The organism is Psychrobacter sp. SCQQ22, from assembly GCF_015864605.1.
Taxonomy (GTDB): Bacteria; Pseudomonadota; Gammaproteobacteria; order Pseudomonadales; family Moraxellaceae; genus Psychrobacter; species Psychrobacter fozii.
In genome coordinates this window covers 421,993-448,702 of the sequence record NZ_JADYWZ010000002.1, presented here as the reverse complement: position 1 = coordinate 448,702, position 26,710 = coordinate 421,993, and the positions used below count along the sequence as shown (strand labels likewise).

Here is a 26,710-nt window from a genome sequence, read left to right as displayed (position 1 = left end):
TAGTGACCGTCAAAATAGATAGCTTGGGCTGGTTTTGAAGGTGTTTATATCAATGATGAGTATATAGTTAGTATGGTTTTAGATGGTGATTTAACCATCCTTCGCAAATAGAATAAGCCCTATTATAATCAGCCCAATACCTATCAATCCCATCGACGATGGCAGGCTGCTATTGAGTAATAACATACCACCAATTAATGAAAATATCACCTCGCTGGCCTGTGTGGAATCTACACCAGCGACTTCGCTTGAAGTAACGGCTTGCTCGCGCGCATACAAAAATATAGTCGTTGCCGCAACCCCTGCCAATAAAGCCACGAGCAGAGTATTGAAAATCTGTGACGTACTTGGTAATTCAGGGCGAACTATCATGCCTAAAACCAGCCAGAATGGCAAACTCCCGACAGTCACTAACCATACTTTATTAAATGCGTTTTTCAAGAGCGAAGTTTCAATAGCGGGGATTTTTGCAATTAAGCGTGGTAGTAAAGAGGGTGGTGAGTGAGCTGAGACAGTATCTGTCGTATGGGTGATATTAGTAGTATCAGCTGCATAGTGAGCATCAATTGCAGACAGAAAGGGGCGCTCAGAGTCTAATATCTGGTTAGTATTTTGAGCGGTGAGGGGCAGTTTAGTATTGTGATTTTTGGCATTATAAGACACTTGCCAAACTAGCTGATTACCAATAGGGTAACTAAAGGCAGCAATTAATGCAGGCAGAGCACCGTAAAGCAGCATGTCCGCCATTGGTATAGCATTTACATTGGCTACCTCAGCTGCGTGTAATCCTTCGCTCACATTGACTAATACGACACCGATAAAAACCAGCAACGCATACGCAATAAATTTCTTATCAAAACGCTGTCCAAATGCTAGCAATACCAGCAGACTTGCCACTACCGTAAACATAAAGGTTGCTGCGACTACCCAACCTGAGACATGATCAGCAGCGTAGCAGATACCAGTATAGAATAGTCCGAAACCAACACTGCCCGTCACACACCAAAAGCCCCAGTGTTGACGGAAAATGGTCGCCAGCTCTCTAATACGTCCAAAGCCGTGCTGCATGACGATAATGGCAGTGAGAATCAACCACATAAAGACATAGCGTAGACTGGCTGACCAAAACCAATGACCACCAGCTGTACTCATCAGCTCGTTTAAAATAAACGTGGTGCTAAAAAATGCACCCGCCAACAAGCCCAATAAAATGAGTCTAATCATACCTACGCCTGTATCCTTGGCTTGTTACTTATACTAAATGTCCATATAGAGGATTGTTATTTGCCCTTGGCATCAGCCCAAATGATTTTGTGCAGTTGCAACTGAAAGCGTACGGGTAGGGCATCTGCTAACATCCATTCTGCAAGCTCACGCGCCAATACTGGTACTTCAGGGCTAGGCAAATTTTTACTAGCATCTTCACTGATATCATCTGCGACATTGAACATCGGAGAAAACCAAACCGTACCGACCAATTCATTCAGCTTGTGCTCAAACAGTTTGTCTTTTGCCCAGTCATAATCAGCGCGGTTCATGATGACAAACTTGATTTGATCGTGTTGAGTCAAATAGTCAAGATTTGACCATAGGTTTTTGTCGACTTCGCCTGAACTTGGTGTTTTGAGATCCATCACTTTACTGACGGCTGGCGGTACATTTTCTACCGTGAGTGCCCCTGCAGTTTCAAGCGAGATGTCATAATCATCGCTCAGCAGTCGCTTCATTAGTTCAATGGCATTTGGCTGGGCTAACGGTTCACCACCAGTCAGACAAATGCGCTTGCACGGGTGGCTTTTGATGGTGGTGATAATAGCCTCGAGCGACTGGCGCTCACCACCTGTGAATGCGTATTCAGTATCGCAATACACGCAGCGTAACGGGCAACCGGTCAGGCGCACAAATATTGTCGGCAAGCCTGAAGTGATGGCTTCCCCTTGCAAGGAATAAAAAATCTCTGTCAGGCGTAGACCCGCTTCAGGATCAGTGACAGGGATGGCGGCAGTACGTAGCGATGGCTTGGTCATAACAATGTCGATATCAGATAAAAGAATGGAGTGGTTAGGGCGTGTTAAAAATATATGCTTAGAATGACGATACTTATTTTTTAACGTTATATCGTCTAGAGAACGTTGAATCAACTAAAAACAGCCTATTGCAGAATCATGTTCAACACGATCTAGAACAAGTTTGCAAAATAAGAGTATGGGCTAATAAAAAATCGTGGAAACCGTAAAGCTTATGATTTAACAAATAATTAAAAGGGTAAGGAAAGGATTATAACGCACAGAGCAATACTACGCTGCAAAAATAAGATAAAAAAGAGATGCTAAAGCCTGACTTTAGCATCTCTTTTAATCAATACAGGTTTGAGCTGTAATATGATTTTAGGCTAAGCGTAATAGCTCGTTTACTGATGTTTTTGCACGAGTTTGCGCATCTACTTTTTTCACGATGATAGCAGCATACAAGCTGTGCGTGCCATCTTCTGACGGTAAGCTGCCTGGTACGACAACAGAACCTGCTGGTACACGGCCACGATGAATCTCGCCAGTTTCGCGATCATAGATGCGGGTAGATTGACCGATGAACACACCCATAGAGATCACAGAACCTTCTTCTACGATCACGCCTTCAACGATTTCAGAGCGCGCACCGATGAAGCAGTTGTCTTCGATGATGGTTGGGTTGGCTTGTAATGGCTCTAATACGCCGCCGATGCCAACGCCGCCTGATAAATGCACGTTTTTACCGATTTGGGCACATGAGCCAACGGTTGCCCATGTATCTACCATAGCGCCTTGATCAACGTAAGCACCGATATTGACATACGATGGCATTAATACTGCACCAGCTGCGATGAAAGAGCCTTTACGAGCAACGGCTGGTGGTACTACACGTACGCCCGCTTCTTTAAACTGCGCTTCAGTCCAATCAGCAAACTTAGTTGGCACTTTGTCATAAAACTGCACATGCTCACCAGCGGCTTGAACGTAGTTGTCATTCAAGCGAAAAGACAATAATACCGCCTTTTTCGCCCATTGGTTGACGATCCATTCACCGTCTTTCTTTTCTGCAACACGTAGGCTACCGTTATCTAGTTGCTCAAGCACTTGCTCGACAGCATCGCGCACGTCTTGTGGCATAGTGCTTGGGCTGTATTCGTTACGGTTTTCAAAAGCTTGTTCGATGGTTTGTTGTAATGACATAAAAAATCCTAACGTTAGTTAAAGGTAATTAAAAAATACATCGTACTTATAGTTAAATGTTTGCTTAGTTTCGGACTAAGATTTTACTTGCCGTATTGTCGCTAATTTAACAACTTTTAGCAAACGAGTTCACTGTGAACCTCGGCATTGAGCTTGATTATCTGACGTATTACTCTCAATCCACTCCAAGATATCTTGATAGACGATTTCATGATCTTTTTCGTGTAGTGGCTCATGGCGCATATTTGGATAAAGCTGGATGTCTACGTTACTAAAATTTTTCTTATTTAAGCGAGTGACGATTTTGCGGATACCATGACCCATATCTCCAATGGGATCATCTTCACCACTGATAAATAGCATTGGGAAGTTTTTAGCGATGGTTGTCGCCCAGTTTTTATTCAAGCCTGTTTCCATTAGAGAAAACAACGTCATAAAACCATTATTGGTAAAGTCAAAGCCCGTTAATGGATCTGCTTCGTAGATTTCGATGGCTGTAGGGTCTTCAGTTAACCATGCAAATTCTGATGAAGAGATGCGATCTTCAAGCTTGCTATTAAGGACTTTATTCATCACCTTCGCAAACACAGGATTTTGTTTTCTTGAGGCGACTTTTGCCAAAATTTTATTGACGGGCAGTAGTACTTTAGTCAATGGGTTGGCATCGGCTGTGCCCATTAAAATAGCGCCAGCAAAGGTGCCTGCATGATGCTTGAGGACGTTGCGAATAATGAACGAACCCATTGAATGACCCAAGACAAAATGCGGCACGTCAGGATGGCGATTTTTTAAGGTATCGGCCATGATAATCACGTCTTTCAACAACGATTGCACTGGATGCTCATCTCCAAAAAACCCTAAATCTGCCTCTGTTTTCACCGTTTTCCCATGACCCAAATGATCATAAGTTGCCACCGCGATGCCATGATCTGCCAAAAACTGTGCAAAGTCGCTATAGCGGCCACTGTGTTCCGCCATGCCATGTACAATCAATAAAGTGGCACTGATATCGACATCTTTATTACTGGGTTCAAAAAACTCATGGTGCAAATAGTGAGTATTGTCGGAGGAGAGAATATGGTCGTTACTGGTACTCATGTAGTATTCCTTGACGGGTTTTTATTATTTGTAATTTTGATGAATAAAATCTGATAAATAAAGAGACAGTGTATCTGAAGCATGCCAATAGTGACTATAAAGGTATAGTTACTATAAATGATATGCTAAAAAATCAAATAATTATAGGGCTTTAACGGGTTTGTTTTATTGAACGTGGATACATTTTACCTGCTTTTACTAGGTTAAGTGACCCACACAGACAGATTATTTTTAATGGTACAGTCGATTCTCTATAAAAGAGCGACAGCGTTAACCTCGCCTGAAGTATCACAGTTACATCTGCAATCGGCTGCCTTGACTCTCTTATAAACTGAATCAACTGGACAGCTAAGGGTAAGCAGGTGCTAGTAGGTAACATGCTTGCTTTAACATCATAAATATTATCGAGACTGAACAATCAAGTACCACTGTTTAATGTGCATGGTTCAAGCCATTGATGTTGTCATCGCACGTTTACAACAGACCATTCTCAAACCCGTTGCATTTCCATGTTATTTTTAAACAGAATGTCAAAGCCATGCTAATAACTTAAGCCATGCTTACCATTCAAAAATTATCGGAGGTTCTTTTTATACTGAACTGACTATACCACTGACTGATACGAAGTAGCCTATGACGAATCTGTCTAAAAAATATTACTACTAGCAGGAGCAGGTTATGCCCACATTGGGATGTTACTTGGTTGGCTCGGTATGGACATCATCGACTGATTTAAAAACGATAGATAATGGGTGGGTCAGTCTACAAGGATGTTGGATATGGTATCTCAAACAAAAAATTGATAGACGATTTGTAAAGTCCTATGACATGTAATGTTTATTTAAAAGCACAGTATGTCATCTATATATGGATGTGTAATCAACATGGTGAGTTGTGAGCGCTTATTCATAATCAGCTACCATTCATTAGAAAAAAGACAAAGTTAGGAATTTATAAATGAGGTAGTATGAATATGAAATAGTCATAAAAGCAATTGTTTACATGTCGTTATAGTCATTCAACTATAAAAGTATGACAGCGTTAACCTCGCTTGAATTATCACATATACACCTACACTCGGTTGCCTTGTACTGCCTTTAAATTGAATTGACTACTATTGCTTTTTTATGTTCACGTTATTATTTTCTTTAGCTGTACAACTAAAAGGATTTTGTACCACTATGAAATCGACTATTGAATTACTTGAGCATACGGACTTTCCTGCTATTAAACGCCAACAATTAACCATATTGCAGGTCAATATGGGTTACTTGTGCAATATGTCGTGCGTACACTGTCATGTGGCGGCCAGTCCTTATCGAACTGAGATGATGTCACGAGAGTTGGTTGAGCTGATACCTAAAGTGCTACAAGCGCAAAATATTGACACGCTTGATCTCACGGGCGGTGCGCCTGAGATGCATGAGGACTTTAAGTATTTGGTAGAAGCGGCTCGCGCACTCGGCGTCACAGTAATAGATCGCTGCAATTTGACCATTCTCATGGAAGAAGGCTATGAGGATATGGCGCAGTTTTTGGCAGACAATCAGGTAGAAGTGGTGGCCTCATTGCCATGCTATTCCTTAGAAAATGTAGACAAACAGCGTGGCAAAGGCGCATTCGATGACAGTATATTGGGATTGCAAAAGCTCAATAGCTTGGGCTATGGCAAGCCTGACTCAAGCTTGACACTGAATTTGGTCTTCAATCCGCAAGGTGCCACACTGCCGCCCAATCAGCAGCAGCTTGAAGCCGACTATAAGCGGGAGCTAAAAGAGCATTTCGATATAGAGTTTAATCAATTATTTGCACTGACTAATATGCCGATTCAGCGTTTTGGGGCAGTGCTATTGGCCAAAGATCAATTTCACCCCTATATGACACTGCTCAAAGACAACTATGTCGCTGCCAATTTAGCTGGGGTTATGTGCCGCTCAACCATTAGCGTCAATTGGCTGGGCGAACTATTTGACTGTGATTTTAATCAACAGTTAGAGATACCCGTACCCAATAAATCGCGTCGACATCTAAACGATCTGTTGACCCAAAACCCTTCTGGCGATGACATCGCTATTGCTGATCATTGTTATGGCTGCACCGCAGGACAGGGCAGTAGCTGCGGTGGCGCGTTAGAGGAAGAGGAGATGGGTCACCCAGCAGAAGAGACGATTATTTAATAATTCATCTAAAATTATCACACGTTGAAACTCAACAAAAATAAATAAACAGTTTTTGTCAGTAAATACTATTGAAGCAGACAAAAATTAAATAGCAAAACATCATCGATTCAAATGGAGCCAATCTTATGTCAGTATCTAACTTTTCAGTCAAAAACCTAGTGGTACAGCCCGTGATTGCGACAGCAATTCTATTATCCAGTGTTGCCGCTTATGCTGATTTTAACCATCAAAGCTGGGATAGTTTGCTTAACAAGCATGTCACCATGACCAATGGTGGCAAAGCCTCGGTGGTCAATTATGCTGGCATGAAAGCAGATAGTAGCAAGCTCACAAGCTATTTGGATGCCACGAGCAAGGTATCTCAGTCAGAGTTTAATCGTTGGAGTAAAAACGAGCAGTTGGCATTTTTAATCAATGTCTACAATGCGGGTACTGTCGATTTGGTATTGACTAAATATCCTAATATCAAATCTATCAAAGACATCGGTGGGACATTTGGCTCGCCATGGAAGCAAAAATTTATTCCATTATTGGGTAAGACTCGTTCACTAGATGAGATCGAGCACACCTTGATCCGTGGCTCTAAGCGCTACAATGATCCGCGCATTCACTTCGCGGTTAACTGTGCCAGTATTGGCTGCCCTGCATTGCAAGATGATGCTTTCACTGGCAAAGGTTTGGATGGGCAACTAGAGCAAGCGACCTCGAAATTTTTGGCAGACAGTAGCCGAAATCGCCTAAAGGGTAATACGCTGAGTGTATCGCCAATCTTCAAATGGTACAAAGAAGACTTTGCGACCAATTGGCGTAGTACCAACGATTTGGAAGGGTTTTTGGGTCGTTACTCTTCATCGTTGGGATTGAGTAAATCCCAAACCGCTGATTTGAAGCAAGGCAAAATCAAAATCAGTTATACCGATTACAATTGGAACTTAAATAAAAAGTAAATCTAAAATTTGGTAGATACAGGTGCTGGTCTTTATTAAAGACAGGCGAAAATGATGATGACTCATCAAAATGGTGCATTTATTGAACATCTCTATCATCGTTCCGTTGCTCAATGAAGCAGATAATATGCCGCAGCTCATTGCTCATATTAATGGTCTATATCCACCACCGTCGCAAGTGATAGTGGTGGATGGTGGCTCGACGGATGATTCGGTTGGTATTACTAGACGTTTATTAAATGATTTATCAAGTGTGACACAGCCTACTATCGACTGGCAGTTGATTGAATCCGTAGCAGGCCGTGCTCGACAAATGAATACGGGCGCTCAGCAAGCAACAGGGGATGCTTTGCTCTTTTTACATGCTGATACCGAGTTGCCAATTGATGCGATAGATAACATTCAGCAGGCAATGACTCAGTATGACTGGGGACGTTTCGATGTGCGTCTGAATAGCCGTGATCCGTTATTAAAAATTGTCGGCATGATGATCAATAAGCGTTCACGCTTAGTGAGTATCGCCACGGGTGATCAAGCCATTTTTATCAAAAGGTCTTTGTTTGAGCGAATGAATGGCTATGCTGATCAGCCATTGATGGAAGATATTGAACTTTGCAAACGTCTAAAAAGTATTGCTAAGCCTGCTTGCTTAAAAAGTAAAGTGACTACCTCAGCGCGGCGTTGGCAACAACATGGTACATGGCGCACTATTTTTTTGATGTGGCATTTACGATTCGATTATTGGCGCGGCGTATCCCCTGAAGTATTGAGGCAGCGCTACTATCGTTGAATTCACATAATTTAGATTAAGGATGCGCCCCAGCATGACTGAGCATTCAAGCCCTCAAACAACCCGTACGATAACCGATGCACAAGCACAACACCCAGACATCTGTGTCATATTGTTTGCCAAATATCCGGCGCGTGATATGGCAAAAACTCGCCTGCAACCAGCCCTAGGCGTAGAGGGTGCTGCGATTATGGCAAGGCAATTGCTGTTGCATAGTGTCGAGCAAGCCGTCGCTACTGATTTTGTCGTTGAGTTATGTGTCAGTCCAGCAGTGACAGACCCTTGTTGGCAAACCCTTAATTTGCCTGACTCACTGCAGTGGTCGACTCAAGCGGATGGCGACTTGGGCACGCGTTTAATCACAGCAAGTCAATATGCGCTGAAAAAACACCAAAAAATCGTATTGATAGGGTCTGATTGTCCCAGTCTGACGGCAGAGCGTATTCAAACTGCGATACAGCAGCTCGATGCCCATGATGCGGTTATGATTCCAGCGACTGATGGTGGCTATGTTCTACTCGGGTTTAAACAAGTTGATGGTAGTCTGTTTTCGGATATTATTTGGAGTACAGCTAGCGTGGCCGCTGTGACCCAGCAGCGTGTGGCGAATTTGGGTTGGACATTGGCATTGTTAGCACCGTTACATGACATTGATGAGCCTGAGGATTTAGCACATCTACCATCAGATTGGCTTAAGTTTGCTCAGTAGTTATGACTATACAAATGACTAGGTGATTGTGATTGTCAGCACACGCTTGTCATAGATGTATTTATATCGTATCGCTTTACTTTTATGATGTTTACTCAGACTTTAACCAGGTTTTACTCTCAATAAGGATATTGTTATGCATGACGTTGTGCAAAATTACTATGGTAAAGAGTTACAAAGTACCGATGATCTAAAAACCTCAGCGTGTTGTGATGTGAGCAATATGCCAGAGTGGCTCAAGCCATTATTGGCCAATATCCATGATGAAGTACTGAGTCGCTATTATGGTTGCGGGCTGGTATGTCCAGCGCTGCTTGAGGGCTGCCGAATTTTGGACTTAGGCAGTGGTTCAGGCCGTGATGTCTATGCATTGGCGCAATTGGTGGGCGAGAGTGGGCATGTGGTCGGCGTCGATATGACCGATGAGCAGTTAGCCGTTGCTAAAGAGCATCAGCAATATCACATCGACAAGTTTGGCTATGACAATGTGACTTTTTTGCATGGCTATATCGAAAAGCTAGATGAGCTTAATCTTGCAGATGGCAGCTTCGACATTATTGTCTCAAACTGCGTGATTAATCTCTCACCAGACAAAGCAGCCGTTATGGCCAGTGTCCAACGTTTACTTAAGCCTGGCGGAGAGTTTTATTTTTCTGATGTGTATGCTGACCGCCGTATTCCGCAACATTTGATCAATGATCCAGTTTTGTATGGCGAGTGTTTGAGCGGCGCATTGTACTGGAAAGACTTTACCCGTCTGTCACGAGAGGCAGGGTTTTTAGATGTACGTTTGGTCGAGGATCGTCCACTTGAAATTACGGATCCTGCCTTGGCTGCCAAAATTGGTGATATCCAGTTTTTCTCTGCTACTTATCGTTTGTTTAAGATTGCAGCGCTCGAAGATGCTTGCGAAGATCATGGTCAAGCGGTTATATACAAAGGAACTATCGAGCAGTCACCGCATCGTTTTGATCTTGATAAACATCATGCTATCGAAGCGGGTCGCGTATTCCCAGTCTGTGGCAATACGTTTAGAATGCTAAAAGAGTCTCGCTTTGCGCCGCATTTTGAGTTCATCGGTGATGACAGTCGTCACTACGGTATTTTTGCAGGCTGCGGTGAGCTGATGCCATTTAACCAGTCTGTGATGCTAACCTCTGGGTTAGGCGGTTGTTGTTAAAACTAAGATATTGACATTAGCAAAGGCCATTAATTCACTTAATGGCCTTTTTTATGAGTCATTCGTTGTTGATGCTTGTATATTGGCAGACGCTATAGAAATAGCGGTTTACTGTTTAAACGATTGATTTTCGGTTAAATACTCATTTATCGACATGTTTATCAATGTTTATCAATGTTTATCAATGTTTAGGAAGCAATGCCGCCAATCGAGTTTTGGTTGCCTCATCCATCATATCTACTGATGTCACCAGTGCCTGAGCAAGCGCATCATGTGCAATTGAGTCAGGCGATTCAGCGGCAATCAAAGCGACCGCTTCTTTAATCACCTTTTGAGCGTTATCTGCATTTTTCATTAGATTTTTTATCGCATAGTCTGCACTGACGGCTTCTTCAGTCGGATGCCAACAATCAAAATCTGTCACCAGTGCCAAGGTCGCATAAGCAATACTGGCTTCACGTGCCAATTTGGCTTCTGGCATATTAGTCATACCGATAATATCTGCCTGCATCTGACGATACCACTCTGACTCCGCACGAGTTGAGAACTGTGGTCCTTCGATACAGACATAGGTCGCTTTTGAGTGACTGGTGCCTTCTGCAATATCTGCATTGTCATAGGCACGCGTCAAGAGTTCTGCTAGGGCAGGGCAAAGCGGATCGGCCATTGATACATGAGCGACCGCACCTGCACCAAAAAACGTACTCACTCGCTGCTTGGTCATATCAATCATTTGATCTGGAATGACCATATCTAGTGGTTTAAGTGATTCTCGTAGAGAGCCTACTGCTGATACGGACACGATGTAGCGCACCCCAAGCGTTTTTAACGCATAAATATTGGCACGATAAGGCACTTCAGACGGCGTCAGTCTATGACCTTGACCATGCCTCGTCAAAAAAGCAACGGTCACACCTGCTAACTCACCAAGGACAATATCATCAGAAGGAATACCAAAGGGCGTGTCAATAGTGATATGACGCTTGTTGATGAGCGCATCCATTTGATACAACCCGCTACCCCCAATGATAGCGATATCCGCAGACAGTGGTGCTTGTTCTATAGAGGTTGTCATAAGTATTATCCAATTTTAGTTGTCAAAGACAACCTTGCTAATATAGAAGAACTTTCTTGTTATTGGCGCTTATTAATATTTAAAGAAAATATAGCAGAAACTGAGTGGTAATAGAAAGCAATCAAAAATAAGTACTGGGTCAGATTTTAGGTGTTACCTATAACGAGATATTGTCACAATTAAAGTAGATGCTGTCTCAAATAGGCAGTATGTGCCATCTATATCTGGTTTTGATAAAGGTTTGTAATACCCTCAAACTTTGCTTGGATAGTTGATGATAGGAACGCAGTTTTATATAGAGGAACTATGTATATATTCAGATTTGATGATAAAACGCTAGTATGCCTTCAAACAGCTTCAAATATAAGGTATTGAAAGCAAAAGAGAAAACAGTCTGTGGTTTATTTATTGTAAAAATTGCTATATTATTACAAGTCTGTAACGCATTAATAAGCATAAGTTAATGCGACCCTATGTATTAAATTGATTACTTCAAGGATGAATTCTATGCTCAACTCTTTCAAGTCTCCATTATTATTGTCAGCGATGCTAAGCGCTACGTTAGGCCTAGCAGCATGTTCAGAAAGTAGTGATACCACAGCCACAGATAGTACTGCAACAGATGGCGCTGCGACTGACACTGCTGATAATAAGCTAGATACCAAGTTTCTTACCATCGCTACTGGTGGTGCGTCAGGCCCTTACAACATCATTGGTACGTCATTGTCTGAAGTTTATGTCAAAACCTTTGGTGTAAACTCAAAGACACAAACCACGGGTGCTTCAGTTGAGAACGTCAATTTATTGACCCAAGGCAAAGTCGACATGGTATTAGCACTCAGTGACGTGGTCACTGATGCAATCGAAGGTAAAAACAACTTTGAGAAGCCAATTACTAACATTCAACAGATTGCTGTCTTATACCCTAATGTCGTGCAAATCGTCACGACAAAAAAATCTGGTATAAAAACAATTGAAGATTTGAAAGGTAAGCGTATCGCTGTCGGCGATCAAGGCTCTGGCACAGAGGTCAATGCTCGCACGTTATTGGAAGGGTTTGGTATCACGTATGACGACGTCACCGTTGATTATCTAGGCTTTGCAGAAGCCGCTGATGGTATGAAAGCAGGTAAAATTGAAGCGGCCTTCTTTAGTAGTGGTCTTCCAAACTCATCTTTGATGGAGCTAGAGCAAGGTTTAGACTTACAGATTGTCAGCATCGACCAAGACAAGCTAAAAGAAATCATCGCAAGCAAGCCTTATTTCAAAACCTTTGAGATTCCTGCTGGCACGTACGGTAACGAAGCCGCTATCCCAACGGCAGCAATTATGAATGCGCTATTGGTTAGTTCTGATCTATCTGAAGCTGATGGTTATAAATTAACCAAAACGTTATTTGATAATTTAGAGGGTCTAAAAACCGCTCACCAAGCAGCCAACGACATCAGCCTAGCAACCGCTCGTGAAGGTATGGTCGCTCCAATCCATCCTGGTGCTAAAAAATACTATGACGAACAAGCAGCCAAGTAATTCATTAGGGCTAACAGCTGGCGCAGCATTTATTGCCGCGCTGGTTTTTTTTACGTTATGGATGGGAGTTATTCTCCAGCCTGTAGTTGAAGTGCGCGTCGCAGGGGTAGAGGGCGCTGATGATACGGTTTGTTATTTCGTTGAGCCTGACTTTCAACTGCGATGGATACATTCTGTAGAAAAACAATGGTGGGAGGAGCAGTACCAACGCATAGACGGCAGCAGTACAGAAGCTGCTGAGCTGCTACTGACCACAACCTATTTTGAAGCTTTCGGTGCAGGTACTCCTTCCACCGAAATGCTTGCTCCCGTACAAAAACCTGGCTATCTGGGTTACCAAATCAATGAGAAGTTACCTAACCTCAATTGGGTGGTATCCAGACTGACCAAAGGTGAGATTGATTATGGCGACCATCGTGTTTTAATTCACCAGTTGGTGCCAGATTATTCTGAAGTAACGATCATGCCGAAAATGTATGGTTTCATTGATAGATTTAACAAGGACTTTTGTCATGACATCCCAAGTGACGGATCACGGTAGCGTAACTACCAAGCCAGACGCTCATGTTGATACCGACGCTGAAGCTGCGGCAATCAACAAAGCAGTATTGGAAAAATATGACCGAGAGTCAATCACGCGTCATATTACCCAAGGACCAGTGAAGTATTTGATCGCTGGGGTTTGTATACTCTATTCACTGTTTCACCTTTATATTACCTTTAATCCAATGCCAGCATTGCTACAACGCTCTGTGCATGTAGGTGTTGGTTTTGCATTAATATTCTTGATTTTCCCTGCTAGCAAAAAAAGCAGCCGAAAAAGTGTGGCATGGTATGACTGGATTTGGTTTGCGCTGTCGCTATCTGGCATGGGTTATCTGATTTATGAGTATCAAGATATTGTGACCTCACGTGGCGGCATGGCAAATCAGGTCGATGTGATATTTTCTCTGATTACCGTGGTCTGCGTGCTAGAAGGCAGTCGCCGTATCACTGGTTGGATTTTACCGATCTTAGCAGGGATATTTTTGGCCTATCCATTTGTCAGTCATTTGGACTTTATGCCCGATAGATTATTGACTCGTCCTTATGACATGGGTGATATATTTGGTCAATTGTTCCTAAAAACGGAAGGCCTATATTCCGTTGCGATTGGCGCATCGGTAACGTTTATTTTTCTATTCATTCTCTTTGGCGCGTTCTTAGCACGCTCGGGAATGGGGCAGCTGTTCAATGATTTGGCATTGGCCATCGCGGGTCACAAAAAAGGCGGCCCTGCAAAAGTAGCGGTCATTTCTAGTGGCTTTATGGGTAGTATCAATGGCTCTGCGTTATCGAATGTGGTTAGTACGGGTGCCTTTACCATTCCGTTGATGAAAAAGGTCGGCTATCATAAAGATTTTGCCGGTGCCGTTGAGGCAAGTGCTTCAGTTGGCGGGCAGATATTACCGCCAATTATGGGTGCGAGTGCATTCATTATGGCGGAGACAACAGGCTTACCTTATAGCACGATTGCGTTGGCCGCATTATTGCCCGCGATTTTGTACTATCTTGGTGTGATTGCACAGGTGCATTTCCGCGCTGGACGCCGTGATCTAAAAGGCATTGCTAAAGAAAACTTGCCAGCGGTAAAAGAAGTATTAAAAGCCCGTGGTCATATGCTACTACCGATTGTGTTTTTGGTTTTCTTATTAATCAAAAATGTCCCTGTCGGCTATGCAGCGGCTTATACCATCGGGTTCACTGTTGTGATCAGTATGTTACGTGCTGAGACTCGCATGGGGTTGTCTGATATTTTGGGTGCATTAGAAGATGGTGCGCGCCAGTCGCTAGCGGTAATGGCTGCTTGTGCGGTCGTCGGTATTATCATTGGGGTCGTGAGTTTGACCAGCTTTGGTACGGTGATGACATCCTCTATTGTCACGCTAGGTGCAGGCTCATTATTCTTTACGCTCATCTTAACCATGTTGGCATCTATGGTTTTAGGTATGGGACTACCGTCTATTCCTGCCTATATCATTACAGCAACGATGGCAGCACCTGCACTAGCTGGCTTTGATATTCCAATTTTATCAGCGCACATGTTTGTTTTCTATTTTGGTATCTTTGCCAATATTACTCCACCTGTGTGTTTGGCAGCCTTTGCAGGTGCGGGTATATCCGGTGGTGATCCGATGAAAACGGGTTTCTTGTCATTGAAACTTGCACTTGCCGGATTTATCGTGCCGTTTATGTTTATCTATAATCCAACGATGCTAATGATAGATCCAACAGGTCTGGCAGTCACGGCGAAAGATTTCCCACTGCCTCCTATTGTGGATATCATCACCGTGGTAGTAACGTCAATCACTGGTGTGATCGCCTTAAGCGCTGCGCTTGAAGGATATTTCAGAGGCGGAATGAATACACTCACCCGTGTCATTTTGGTTGTTGGTGCATTGTTGTTGATTTATCCTGAGATCATCACTGGTGTTGCAGGCGCTGTTATTGTCCTTGGTATTGCTGTGTTTAATATTAAGACGAGTGAAGCACCGACACCGACGTTAAGTGTCTAGTATCAACCCCAAAAAGTTGATTAGTTGTGTCAAACTCGTTTAGTCTACAATACGTAGTACTTGCACTTGTTTTCCTTACTACTCAAATTTTTGTGAATGATATGAATGTCTAAGTTTTAGGCATTCATATCTATTACATCGATATCTTAAATCAGTCATAAAAAAGGGTGAATAACAAATTTGTTATTCACCCTTTTTCTATGCTCATTTACGCTTAGTAGCTTTTCTTAGCGAACGCTTTCACATCCACCATATTGTCAGATTAGCAGCCAAGCTTGCCTTCTGCTGCCAATGCTTTTTTGCTACGGATTGGTGCAGGGCAGTCTTCGCCGTAGTACTGACGATCTGCAAAGTAGCTTGAGCGTACCATTGGGCCTGCCCAAATATTAAAGAAGCCGATTTTTTTGCCGTAGTCCATATAACGCTGGAACTCATCTGGATGGACATAGCGATCAACAGGCGCATGGTTTTTACTAGGTTGTAGATACTGACCAACCGTAATCATATCCACATTATGTGCCTTTAAATCGTCAAGCAGCGCATAAATCTCTTCTTCGGTCTCGCCAAGGCCGACCATAAAGCCGCACTTGGTAGCGATATCTGGACGACGCTCTTTATATAGTTTGAGCAAGTCGAGTGAATGCTGATAATCAGAACCCGGACGGAATGCTTTATACAGACGTGGCACCGTTTCAATGTTGTGATTAAACACGTCTGGCGGCGTTTCCGTTAGCAAATCCAACGCGATATCCATACGACCACGGAAATCAGGTACCAATATTTCAATTAAGCAGTTCGGGCTAAGGGCACGTGATTCGTTGAGTACTTCAACGAAATGCATGGCACCACCATCTTTTAGATCATCACGATCCACAGAAGTAATGACTGCATACTTGAGTTTTAGACCTTCAATCGTCTCAGCAGTATGGCGTGGTTCATCAGCATCTAGCTTATTTGGACGACCATGGCCGACATCACAGAATGGGCAGCGACGCGTACAGATATCACCCATGATCATAAAGGTCGCCGTACCGTCAGCGAAGCACTGTGGCAGGTTAGGGCAGGCCGCTTCTTCACAGACGGTATAAAGCTTTTGCTCACGCAACGTGGCTTTGATACGGGCTACTTCAGCAGGCGATGACATCTTGACCCGAATCCAATCTGGCTTTTTCTTTGCCTCGACGGTCGGGATCACTTTAATTGGGATACGGGCAACTTTATCGTAGCCACGCAGCTTTTCGCCTTGAATGGCTTTTTTGGGTTTGGCCTTAGCAGCAGGTACATAGGTTTGTACGGCAGTTGTCATAATAAAATTATCTCTTAACCCTTTATCTTATAAGGGTTTATGGAATTATTAGAATGTGTTGTGAGTGAGGACATTATAACAGAAATTCAAGGGGTAGCTTTTAATCAATCTTGTTAAGATTACTACGACTTGTCTCTTTACCATAGTTTTAAATATCTATGTCAATATCTAACTCATTCAGGATTTCTATGGCAGCACGAAACGCTTCTTGGGTCGCGGGTGCGCCGCAGTAGGGTAAGCTGTGCATGAGTACTTCTCGAATCTCAGCGACACTAGCACCATTATTGATAGCGCCTCGAATATGTCCTTTTAGCTCATTGGGACTTTTTTGAGCAATTAAAAAAGCGATAGTGATTAATGAGCGATATTTGCGTGGTAATACTGAGTCATCTTGCCACGTACTACCCCAAGCATGCTCAACGATCCAATCCTGTAATGGTTGAGTAAACCCAGTCGCGCTATCCAGTGAGCGTTTGACATGTTGCTCACCCATTACCTCGGTGCGAACTTTTAGACCGTTGTCATAATTGGTATTGTTTTCTTTATCATTCATTTTATTATCCTCACTGGCTGTTTATATGTGCTAGCTATGTATGCTAATAATATGTGCTACTTTATTAAGTTGCTGTGCTAGAGTGCATTAAATGACTAAAGCACATTTGAAAAAAGGCATGTTTGAAAAATAATATCTTACAAAAGATTATAGCAGTCATGTAGCGTCTATTTAATCGAAAATCATAAAGCAGTATATGAGCGTAGCGCGCGACGTATAAGTTATAAAAGACCGTTTAAGCGTATTGTTTACGGTACTATTTTTATAATAAATGTCCAATATGGCCTTATTCTAAGCCTTTTCCAAGCTGAGCCATTAACATTTAGAGCGTTTTGAGCTATGATTGCACAGATAATTATTCCATCTAGTACATGGACGCAGGCTGTCATACTGACTACCCAACGTAATGTGCTAAACACCAACTGACGAGGACGACTATTGTGTTAGAAGCTTATCGTAAACATGTCGAAGAACGTGCTGAGCTAGGAACGGTTCCGCTACCACTGAATGAAAAACAAGTAGCAGAGTTGGTTGAGCTATTAAAAACGCCACCTGCAGGCGAAGATGCATTCTTGATGAACTTGCTAGAAAACCGTATTCCTGCTGGTGTTGACCAAGCTGCTTACGTTAAAGCGGCTTTTTTAGCTGCGATCCTTAAGGGTGAAACATCATCACCACTTATCAGCAAGCAAAAAGCAGTTGAAATCTTAGGCACTATGCAAGGTGGCTACAACGTTCAGCCATTGGTTGCTGCACTAGATGACGCGGAAGTAGCACAAGATGCAGCTGAAGCATTGAAAAAAACTTTGCTAGTATTTGACGCGTTCAATGACGTGACTGAAAAAGCAGAAGCTGGCAACACTATTGCAAAAGAAGTCGTTCAATCTTGGGCAGATGCTGAGTGGTTCTTGAACCGCGCTGCGGTACCAGAGAAAACAACTTATACAACGTTTAAAGTAACTGGCGAAACCAACACCGATGACTTGTCACCTGCGCAAGACGCATGGAGTCGTCCAGATATCCCATTGCATTCATTAGCCATGCATAAAAACTCTCGTGACGGCATCAATGCTGATGACGAAGGCGTTGTCGGCCCAATGAAGCAAATCGAAGAGCTCAAAAAAATAGGCCATCAATTGGCTTATGTTGGTGATGTCGTCGGTACTGGTTCTAGCCGTAAGTCTGCGACCAATTCAGTACTTTGGTTAATGGGTGATGATATCCCTAACGTGCCAAACAAACGTGGCGGCGGTCTGGTATTGGGTAACAATATCGCGCCTATCTTCTTCAACACGATGGAAGATTCTGGTGCATTGCCAATTGAGAAAGTGAATGTTGATAACCTAAACATGGGTGATGTGTTTGACATCTATCCGTACGAAGGCAAAATCACTAAGCATGACTCTGACGAAGTATTGTCAACGTTTGCGCTAAACTCGCCAACTTTGCTTGACGAAGTTCGTGCTGGTGGCCGTATTCCATTGATCGTTGGTCGTGGTTTGACCAATCGTGCTCGTGAATACATGGGTCTTGGTCATTCGGATATCTTTGCTAAACCAGAAGAGCCAGTAGACACTGGTAAAGGCTTTACCTTAGCGCAAAAAATGGTTGGTAAAGCTTGTGGTCTAGAGGGCGTACGTCCTGGCATGTACTGTGAGCCTAAAATGACAACTGTTGGTAGCCAGGATACTACTGGTCCAATGACGCGTGATGAGCTAAAAGATTTGGCTTGCCTAGGTTTCCAAGCAGATCTCGTGATGCAATCATTCTGTCACACTGCGGCTTATCCAAAGCCAGTTGACGTTGAAACTCAGCACACACTACCTGACTTTATCATGAACCGTGGCGGCGTAAGCTTACGTCCAGGCGATGGTATAATTCACTCATGGTTGAACCGTATGCTACTTCCAGATACCGTTGGTACTGGTGGTGACTCGCATACTCGTTTCCCAATGGGTATCTCGTTCCCAGCGGGTTCTGGTCTAGTGGCATTTGCCGCAGCAACTGGTGTTATGCCACTTGATATGCCTGAGTCTGTCCGTGTACGCTTCGTTGGCGAACGTCAGCCTGGTATCACTTTACGTGACTTAGTACATGCTATTCCTTATCAGGCAATCAAAGAAGGTCTATTGACCGTTGATAAGAAAGGCAAAATCAACGAGTTCAACGGCCGTATTCTTGAAATCGAAGGTCTAGAAGACTTGACTGCTGAGCAGGCGTTTGAATTGTCTGATGCATCAGCTGAGCGTAGTGCTGCTGGTTGTTCTATCACTCTATCTGAAGCATCAGTGACTGAGTACTTAAACTCAAACATCACGCTACTTAAGTGGATGATCTCAGAAGGCTATGGCGATGCACGTACCATCAGTCGTCGTATCGAACAGATGCAAGATTGGCTAGCGAACCCAAGCCTGTTGCGTGCTGATGAAGATGCTGAGTACACGATCGATATGACTATCGATATGTCTGACATCAAAGAGCCTATCCTATGCTGCCCGAACGATCCAGATGATGCTAAAACATTAGCTGACGTCGCTGGTGATACTATTGATGAAGTATTCATTGGTTCATGTATGACCAACATCGGTCATTTCCGTGCCGCTGGTAAACTGCTAAAAGATGTACCAGCAGGAAGCCTAAAGACTCGTCTATGGATTGCGCCACCAACTAAGATGGATGCACGTCAGTTGATGGAAGAAGGTTACTACAACATCTATGCACAAGCCGGCGCTCGTACTGAAATGCCAGGTTGTTCACTATGTATGGGTAACCAAGCACGTATCGCACCGAAATCTACTGCGGTATCGACCTCAACTCGTAACTTCCCGAACCGTTTAGGTCAAGGCGCTAACGTATACCTTGCCTCTGCAGAGCTTGCAGCAGTAGCAGCGGTACTTGGTAAATTGCCAACCAATGACGAATATCAGCAGTATGCTGGTATGCTAGACAGCATGGGCGAGGAAGTGTATCAATACATGAACTTCGACCGTATGTCAGAATACACTGAAGAAGCAGATAAGATTAATGTCGCTCAGTTGACCTAGTTTTTGATGTTGTAAGACTTCTTTCTAAAGTTAGAAGTCTTACGTTCAAAACAAGAAAACCCCGTATCGTTATGATGCGGGGTTTTTTATAAGCTTTATAAATTAGAACCATCTATAATCTATGATACTAGTAATTTTTTTGAAATTTGGAGTGGATATTTTGGAAGGTATACTGAGCAATCAAATTTGGACTGCTGTAGGAGTGATCTCAACTATTATCTTAGGATTAGTTGCTATTATCGTTACCATTACATTATTCATATTAGGAAAAAAGAAAAAACGTTTAGCTTATTATATTGTTTCAAATACACAATTAGTGGGTATTGAAAATAGTATTCAAGATAAGATTAAAATATTATACGATGAAAAGCAAGTTACAAACGTCCATTTGATTTCCATTAAGTTTATTAACAGCGGTAATGAACCAATATCTGTTGATAACTTTGATAAACCTATCAGTATTAAATATGATAGCGCTGTAAATATACTTACCCATGAAATAGTGGAAAGAGTTCCTGAAAATTTAGATGCTATTATCAAAGAAAAAGAAAAATTTCTTGAGATAAAACCTCTACTACTCAATCCTAATGATAAGTTTATTGTAAATATACTTGCTAGTGATTTCAATGAGGATTTAGAAATATCTGCTAGAATTAAAGGTGTGAAAGGAATTGAAATATACAATAAATATGACTTAGAATCGTTTACAGTTATACTGAAAAAAACTCTTAAATTAACATTAATACAATTTTTTCCAGTCTCAACGGTAATCTGGGAGGAGGGAACTAAAAAGAATATAAAGTAAGATGCTAAAAAACTTATCGGTATTAGTTTGAATAAAAAATTAATTTTTAAATAATAGTATTAAATATTTGAATATAATCAAAACTCTATCTTTTAAGAGTAAAAGCCTTTTTACTGTAATTATATGAGAATTTTGACTATTTTAATTGTCAAGAGTAAAGTTAGCGATTTTAGGCATAATATTCTATTGTTCACCTTTCATATCTAGTGTTCTATTGAGAGTTGTTTCGCTATAAGCGATAGCTGGTTTCTCTCATTATTTTAGGTATAATATAGCAGCAGACGGAAACCGTGGCTCTGCACTTGTTTTATCTTTTCTATCTCGGGGCAGACTGATACTTTGATAGGAACTTTTTGTTTATGCTCAAGTGCTTTGGAGTTTTGGTTGATTACCTTATCCCCAGTTAAACGTCGTATCCTCTATGTGGCTGTCTTTTAAATTATAGCTATTATTTCTTCCACTTTTGTATTGATGAAGCTTAGCAATAGTGATGCATCAGAATCATTGTCCGCTGCTATGATGCTATCGCTCGCTGCTCTTATACAATACTGCTTTTGAAGATTGGAAGCGCCACAGACAAGTGGCACAGCGCACATTGCTGATTCGTAGTGCGCATGCGCTAATCTTTGAAATCGGTCTAGTACTGGTTTGTTTACCGATATACATCATCTAGTACGATGTCGGCTTGATCGAAGCGTTTATGATGGAAGCCGCTTTAATGGTTTTCTTCTTAATATATAACTTCGTATTCACCTTTATTTTCGATAAAATATTTACTTTACCTTACCACTATAAACCCGCGTCTGCCTCTTAACTAAAGACATTGACTAAAAAGGGGTTACCATCTTGGCAGCCCTTTTTTGATGGTATTACTAACGAATTGATATATCACCAAGGTTATAAGACAACATTTTTTATCGTCAGGCTGCGCAACTACAATCTTCCAAATTTGACAGCATAGGTCAACAAGCACCAGAAGCATAGCTATAACTTAGAGGGTCTTGTGTATTAATATATTTTTTTAATAGCTCTCTAGTGCGTTGATCATCACCTGTTATATTATCTTTAACAAACGAACAACCATCATAGAGCATCCCTGTCATTTCATAGTTTTGCGGATCAAAAATATAGAACACTTGACCTATAGCACATTTACTATCAAAGCAAATTTTATTAAATACATACTTTTTGTTAGTATCTATATCTTGTATGTACATTCCTTCTCGTTGTGTTCCCATTGCATAGATTTCTTTTTTAGTAAGATCGATAGGGCTAACAAGTTTAGAAATCATTTTTTGAAATGCTTTGTCATATCTACTATCGTAATTAGAGTTAATACCCTCTACGGTTGGTAATTTCTCATTCACTAACTCAAATGGATATGTAGTAAATTTTCCATCGCCATACTCATGAGTTAAGTACTGAAAAGGCACCTTATTATCTGCTAATTCTTTATTTAATTTATCGGTATAGTTCATTGAATCTAGTTCATGCGTTTGTATAGAAGATTCGTCTGCTTCTTCTTTTTTTGAGTTAGGAATCATTTTGAGCTGAACAACTGGTATGCTATCTATATAACTTTGATAATCTTCTTCGTTTGTGGTTTGAGCTACACTGATGAACGGTGTCGTGAAGAGGAGTATTGAAAAAAAGCATATTTTATTATTATTAAATAAGTCCATAGCTTGTCCTATAAATTAATCTTATTAAGAGGTTTAACAGCCAGAGCTATCGTCGTTATCACTATCTAAAAATAAATCTTCAATAGAGTAATTATCACACTCTGTTTGATCTGATACCTCAATAGCTTTAATCTCTCCTTTATGGTTCACGTTGCCAATAATCTACAATTCAGCCTTCTCACTAAACACTCTTAATGTCTGACCGTCTTCATCAAGCCTCCCTTTGATCTCCGTACCGCTTGTGTGATTGATAAGCCTGTAGCTGATACCTTGATCTATTAAATCTTGCGGTAGCAATTTCTTGAGATCAAACGCTTTACTAAACAACCCTGAAGTCGGTAAAGCAATTACTGGCGCACTAACCTTAGCCCCCGCAACTAGCCCTTTCTTCACCGCTTTTATCTTAATCGTCTCTGGGCATACTAGCTTAATACCACTGTCATCGATCGTAATCGACGCTCCGCCTGACGTTTGCAGCTTAATCCGCTTCGGACTCGACACATTGACCTGTCCTTACTCACTGCCGATTGTCATTGATTGCGTGCTGCCTGATTGCCGTACGATTGTTTTCGCCGTCCACAGTGTATTGCTACTTGATGCGAGGAGCGAACTGTCAAACATGCGTTGCCCCTGATGATAGTTGTAATGCGCGTAGGGGCGGGGTAGTACCATCATCGTGAGGACTGAGCATGTTGGAGACGTAGCGGTGATAAAGTTTTATTCAATTGAAAGTTTATCCTATGATAAATAGAATTTTAACGTTGATATTCTATTTTGACCACTTACATTATCAACCCTTTGTAAATTGATTCCGATTCGTGAATTGAAGTGTAATGTACTGTAGAGTCAATTGATATTTTCCCAGTTTTGGGATCGATATTATATTTTTCCCAAGATACGATATATAAGACACCTTCAAACATGATTGAATTAAGAATCCATAGTTCAAAATCCTGATTCATATAGAAAATACGTTCATTATATGAATACTCATTAAATTCATATTCATAAATATTGATAGAATCAACCTCTAACCCATCAATATTCGTATTTAACTCAAGTGTTTTAGTAGAATAATCACCATCATCATTCTTTGACCCTAAGAGCAGTCTAGTATTTAGCATGACTTTACTGTTAGCACCTGAGAAACTATCAAGGTTTATACTATCAAAACTATAATTACTAACTTTGTCGTAATATAAGCATTTTTCGGGGTAAGAAAGATTTTCAGCTGTACATGATTTTTCTAGTAGAGGTATAAATTCTTTATCAGAAATTTGTCTGATACCCATACCTGTAGAGTGTAAATCTGTAGAACTAAGTTCTTTAGATAATGTTTCATTTAAAGGAGACGAAGTTTTTGTTTCACTTGTATCTACACTACAGGAGCAAAGTGTGGCCATTACGAGTATTAAGCTATATTTAAACATATTATTCTCTACTTATTATTACGCGTTTTTCATCGAACATTGAATGTAAATGGCTGTTATGATAGGCTGCTGGTGTAGTCCATTTATATTTAGGCTTGCTATGGCCACGATACTGTGTATGGCAACCAAAATTTTTCATTGCTGTAATATATTTTTGTTCATGGTCTTGATTCGTTAAATAAATAGTATCTACACTTCTACCGTTGTTATGTGAAGTACTTGGAAAACCAGTTCCTTCCTCAAAACAACTACCTGTAGATTGTATCGCTAAACCAGTAGTAGCTAATGCACCGATAAAACATGCTAAATGCCCTGGACTAGTATATCTTCTCTGAGTATTTGAAAATGTGTACGATATTTTTACATTACCATTATTATACTTCAATGAGTCAGGCATTCTAACTAAAGTAACATCTCCAGCTAAAGCTTTGAATAGCCTCCAAAAATATTCGCCATTGTTAACTCCGTACTCTGCGATATCTCCATTTTTATACTTAACTCGTCTAGACGTCTGACCTTGATTAACTTTTTTATCATACAAAATAGATGCATTAGCTGGTTTGCTACTGCGTTTTTCTCCTTTACTCTTTTCTTTAGTGGTATTCCAATTAACAGTACAAATATTATGTTTTTTACCGTTTTTTTCGTAATATATATACTTATATTTTTGTTTATTGCTTGGAGATATATTTTTTGGAATGTACTTAATAATTTGATAATCTTCATAGATATTGTAGGTGATTATATCTTTTTCAAATTCAGGCTTCTTAGCCTTATAAACATAAGCAATACCATTCTTATCACTATTAGCGATGATAGGTCCTTTCTTAATTTCCTTACCATTCTCATTGACTATCACCGCAATGCTGATACCGACATCTGAGTCATGCGTACGACCTCTTGTGCCATTACTCCCTGTAGTAGAAGCGTTTTTACCATACTTAGTTGATTGAGTCCAATATGTCAGTCCTGATAGGGGCTTATTGGTTACTTCATCAACGAACTTTATAGTAATTTTTGCTTTATCTAAACCAACTTCTTGTGTTGGGCCTTTTGGCGTGATTTTATCATTGCGTATAACGTTACCTTTGTCAGTAGCGCTTGTATTATTGGGTTTTTGCGAAGGAGAGTTTGTACTGGATGGCACATTACTAGTAGGGCTAGTAGTACCGCTAGGATCTTCAATTAGCTTGTCAGTACTGTATGTCCATTCAGTTGCACCGTCAGTGACAATGTTTCTCGTAAATTTATTTGCTGTTACATGAATGATTTTTAGTTGCTGTCCTGCTAGTGCTTTGACAGTGGCTATGCCTCTAGCATTCGCTTTTCTAATTTCAGAAGTACGACCGCGATACACTGTTTTGAATTGATAGTTAGGTATAGGCTTTTTAGTCTTATCAACGAATTTCAGTTGCAGCGTAACGGCAGGGACTTTGAGTACTTTAGTCTGTCCATTTAAATCACCAGTAACGGGGAATGCCATGCTATAAATAGATTGTTTCTTACCACCGTCATCATCAAGATAGACGCTGATAGATTGGCTGATATCTGCTTTGATACCTGATTCGACACCTGAGTTGTCAGTTTTATGGGGTTTAATATTATTTTTATATTCGAGATGATAGGTTGTATTTGGTAATGGCTTGCCAGTATCGCCTTCAACTAGCTTTATGTTGAAAGTTACACTATCAACTTTTGATTGGCTACTACTTGCAGTTTCAATTACTTTACTAGAAGTAGTATTACCTTTATCTGACTGACTAGATTTTTGATCATTTGTATTGCTAACTATTTGATGCGGTTTGGTGTCGGTATTAAAATTACAGTTAGAGTCAACCAAAGTAATAGATTTTAATTTTTTATCCATTACTAATTTATTTATACAAGTTCGATTGTCAATTTTAAATTCTAAAGTGGAATTAAGGGGAGCATATATATATGGAATTACTCCCTCCTTATTAGTTGTGTATTTTTGTGAAAAGCTTGAATTTTCAGTAACTGTTATTTCAATTATTGAACCAGGAACTGAAGCTTCTCTAATGTCAACTAAGTTAACTGATAACACTGAATATCCATCTATATCATTGATAACTGAAGGAAGTTTTAAACTCCATTCTTTAGCAATTTCTGAAGTGCTTGTTGTTTTAAAATCTCCATTAACAATTTGTCTTGCATAGTAGTAAGAAAGGCCATCTCCAGTAATCCAACCTTTATCACCATCAATCCATCGTTTGAGTCCTAGCCCAGTAAACCAACCATCTCGCATACCTATTACAGCTGTTTTAACTGCTATATTAGGATTAGTAGCATAGTCTAAATCACGAGTTAATCTTCCACCGAGACCAAGTTTGCTATCAGCCTTTTCATAATTATCTATGTGAGTTAGATGTATATATCCTCTTCCAAAATATTCAATGCCACCTCGATAACCCAATAACTTCGCTTGTTCTCTACCATCAATTTCCTCTGAATACAAAAAATTTTGAGTCTCATGTTGGCAATTAGCTAATACACATGCAATCTGAGCATGCTGGGTTACGTTATTTTCAAAGCAAGTCTTAATAAGAAGTCTTACAGATTCGGATTTTGAGATTTCAAATTTTTTAGTAGCCATTTT

Annotated in this window: 23 protein-coding genes; 12 read left to right on the top strand and 11 right to left on the bottom strand. The window is 41.0% G+C overall.

Features of this window, described 5'->3' with window-relative positions; translation table 11 throughout:
* Window positions 1-90: 90 nt before the first annotated feature.
* From I6E84_RS04585 to I6E84_RS04570, 4 genes are all read right to left on the bottom strand, one after another.
* The gene (locus tag I6E84_RS04585) at window positions 91-1,224 is read right to left on the bottom strand and encodes a multidrug resistance efflux transporter family protein (RefSeq protein ID WP_197100873.1); all 1,134 of its coding nucleotides are present in this window, start codon (window positions 1,222-1,224) and stop codon (window positions 91-93) included.
* 56 nt (window positions 1,225-1,280) lie between these two features.
* Window positions 1,281-2,027 carry a radical SAM protein gene (locus I6E84_RS04580; protein ID WP_197100875.1) on the bottom strand — a complete coding sequence of 249 codons (747 nt, stop codon included), beginning with the start codon at window positions 2,025-2,027 and terminating at the stop codon, window positions 1,281-1,283.
* Window positions 2,028-2,387: 360 nt separating this feature from the next.
* Window positions 2,388-3,209, bottom strand: a complete 822-nt coding sequence (gene dapD / locus I6E84_RS04575; RefSeq protein WP_110922464.1) for a 2,3,4,5-tetrahydropyridine-2,6-dicarboxylate N-succinyltransferase — start codon at window positions 3,207-3,209, stop codon at window positions 2,388-2,390.
* Window positions 3,210-3,338: 129 nt separating this feature from the next.
* Complete coding sequence (locus I6E84_RS04570; protein WP_197100877.1) at window positions 3,339-4,307, bottom strand: alpha/beta fold hydrolase; 969 nt, start codon at window positions 4,305-4,307, stop codon at window positions 3,339-3,341.
* Window positions 4,308-4,985: 678 nt separating this feature from the next.
* On the opposite strand from I6E84_RS04570, the gene I6E84_RS04565 reads away from it, so the two are divergent.
* From I6E84_RS04565 to I6E84_RS04540, 6 genes are all read left to right on the top strand, one after another.
* Window positions 4,986-5,141, top strand: coding sequence for a hypothetical protein (locus I6E84_RS04565; protein WP_197100879.1), 156 nt, complete (start codon window positions 4,986-4,988; stop codon window positions 5,139-5,141).
* Between the two features lie 347 nt (window positions 5,142-5,488).
* Window positions 5,489-6,484 (top strand): arsenosugar biosynthesis radical SAM (seleno)protein ArsS, encoded by a 996-nt coding sequence (gene arsS, locus I6E84_RS04560; protein ID WP_197216436.1) that lies wholly within the window; start codon window positions 5,489-5,491, stop codon window positions 6,482-6,484.
* Window positions 6,485-6,612: 128 nt separating this feature from the next.
* A complete protein-coding gene (locus I6E84_RS04555; RefSeq protein WP_197216435.1) occupies window positions 6,613-7,434 on the top strand; it encodes a DUF547 domain-containing protein in 822 nt (273 codons plus the stop codon).
* A gap of 70 nt (window positions 7,435-7,504) precedes the next feature.
* Window positions 7,505-8,224 (top strand): TIGR04283 family arsenosugar biosynthesis glycosyltransferase, encoded by a 720-nt coding sequence (locus I6E84_RS04550; protein ID WP_197216434.1) that lies wholly within the window; start codon window positions 7,505-7,507, stop codon window positions 8,222-8,224.
* Between the two features lie 34 nt (window positions 8,225-8,258).
* Entirely contained in the window at window positions 8,259-8,933 is a 675-nt protein-coding gene (locus tag I6E84_RS04545) for a TIGR04282 family arsenosugar biosynthesis glycosyltransferase (RefSeq protein WP_197216433.1), read from the top strand.
* 136 nt (window positions 8,934-9,069) lie between these two features.
* The gene (locus I6E84_RS04540) at window positions 9,070-10,113 is read left to right on the top strand and encodes a methyltransferase domain-containing protein (protein WP_197216431.1); all 1,044 of its coding nucleotides are present in this window, start codon (window positions 9,070-9,072) and stop codon (window positions 10,111-10,113) included.
* A gap of 181 nt (window positions 10,114-10,294) precedes the next feature.
* On the opposite strand, the gene mtnP is transcribed toward I6E84_RS04540, so the two are convergent.
* Window positions 10,295-11,188: an S-methyl-5'-thioadenosine phosphorylase gene (mtnP, locus tag I6E84_RS04535; protein WP_197216430.1), complete on the bottom strand. Its 894-nt coding sequence runs from the start codon at window positions 11,186-11,188 to the stop codon at window positions 10,295-10,297.
* Window positions 11,189-11,695: 507 nt separating this feature from the next.
* On the opposite strand from mtnP, the gene I6E84_RS04530 reads away from it, so the two are divergent.
* From I6E84_RS04530 to I6E84_RS04520, 3 genes are all read left to right on the top strand, one after another.
* Complete coding sequence (locus I6E84_RS04530) at window positions 11,696-12,718, top strand: TAXI family TRAP transporter solute-binding subunit (protein ID WP_197216429.1); 1,023 nt, start codon at window positions 11,696-11,698, stop codon at window positions 12,716-12,718.
* 61 nt (window positions 12,719-12,779) lie between these two features.
* Window positions 12,780-13,259 (top strand): DUF1850 domain-containing protein, encoded by a 480-nt coding sequence (locus tag I6E84_RS04525; protein ID WP_227681295.1) that lies wholly within the window; start codon window positions 12,780-12,782, stop codon window positions 13,257-13,259.
* Window positions 13,231-15,273: a TRAP transporter permease gene (locus tag I6E84_RS04520; RefSeq protein WP_197216427.1), complete on the top strand. Its 2,043-nt coding sequence runs from the start codon at window positions 13,231-13,233 to the stop codon at window positions 15,271-15,273. Before I6E84_RS04525 ends, I6E84_RS04520 begins: the two co-directional genes overlap by 29 nt.
* 262 nt (window positions 15,274-15,535) lie before the next feature.
* On the opposite strand, the gene lipA is transcribed toward I6E84_RS04520, so the two are convergent.
* Entirely contained in the window at window positions 15,536-16,579 is a 1,044-nt protein-coding gene (gene lipA / locus I6E84_RS04515; RefSeq protein ID WP_110922474.1) for a lipoyl synthase, read from the bottom strand.
* A 148-nt stretch (window positions 16,580-16,727) separates the two neighbouring features.
* Window positions 16,728-17,132 carry a carboxymuconolactone decarboxylase family protein gene (locus I6E84_RS04510; RefSeq protein ID WP_197216426.1) on the bottom strand — a complete coding sequence of 135 codons (405 nt, stop codon included), beginning with the start codon at window positions 17,130-17,132 and terminating at the stop codon, window positions 16,728-16,730.
* 440 nt (window positions 17,133-17,572) lie between these two features.
* Here I6E84_RS04510 and acnB point away from each other — a divergent pair, with 440 nt between their 5' ends.
* From acnB to I6E84_RS14085, 3 genes are all read left to right on the top strand, one after another.
* Window positions 17,573-20,176, top strand: coding sequence for a bifunctional aconitate hydratase 2/2-methylisocitrate dehydratase (gene acnB, locus I6E84_RS04505; RefSeq protein WP_197216424.1), 2,604 nt, complete (start codon window positions 17,573-17,575; stop codon window positions 20,174-20,176).
* Window positions 20,177-20,336: 160 nt separating this feature from the next.
* Entirely contained in the window at window positions 20,337-20,981 is a 645-nt protein-coding gene (locus I6E84_RS04500) for a hypothetical protein (protein ID WP_197216422.1), read from the top strand.
* 700 nt (window positions 20,982-21,681) lie between these two features.
* Window positions 21,682-21,795, top strand: coding sequence for a hypothetical protein (locus tag I6E84_RS14085; protein ID WP_320158622.1), 114 nt, complete (start codon window positions 21,682-21,684; stop codon window positions 21,793-21,795).
* Between the two features lie 148 nt (window positions 21,796-21,943).
* On the opposite strand, the gene I6E84_RS04490 is transcribed toward I6E84_RS14085, so the two are convergent.
* The 4 genes from I6E84_RS04490 to I6E84_RS04475 all read right to left on the bottom strand — a co-directional run bounded on the left by I6E84_RS04490 (window position 21,944) and on the right by I6E84_RS04475 (window position 26,707).
* Window positions 21,944-22,663 carry a hypothetical protein gene (locus I6E84_RS04490; RefSeq protein ID WP_197216421.1) on the bottom strand — a complete coding sequence of 240 codons (720 nt, stop codon included), beginning with the start codon at window positions 22,661-22,663 and terminating at the stop codon, window positions 21,944-21,946.
* A gap of 162 nt (window positions 22,664-22,825) precedes the next feature.
* Complete coding sequence (locus tag I6E84_RS04485) at window positions 22,826-23,164, bottom strand: hypothetical protein (protein ID WP_197216420.1); 339 nt, start codon at window positions 23,162-23,164, stop codon at window positions 22,826-22,828.
* A gap of 281 nt (window positions 23,165-23,445) precedes the next feature.
* Window positions 23,446-24,093, bottom strand: a complete 648-nt coding sequence (locus tag I6E84_RS04480) for a hypothetical protein (protein ID WP_197216419.1) — start codon at window positions 24,091-24,093, stop codon at window positions 23,446-23,448.
* Between the two features lies 1 nt (window position 24,094).
* Window positions 24,095-26,707, bottom strand: a complete 2,613-nt coding sequence (locus I6E84_RS04475; RefSeq protein WP_197216418.1) for a hypothetical protein — start codon at window positions 26,705-26,707, stop codon at window positions 24,095-24,097.
* Window positions 26,708-26,710 lie beyond the last annotated feature (3 nt).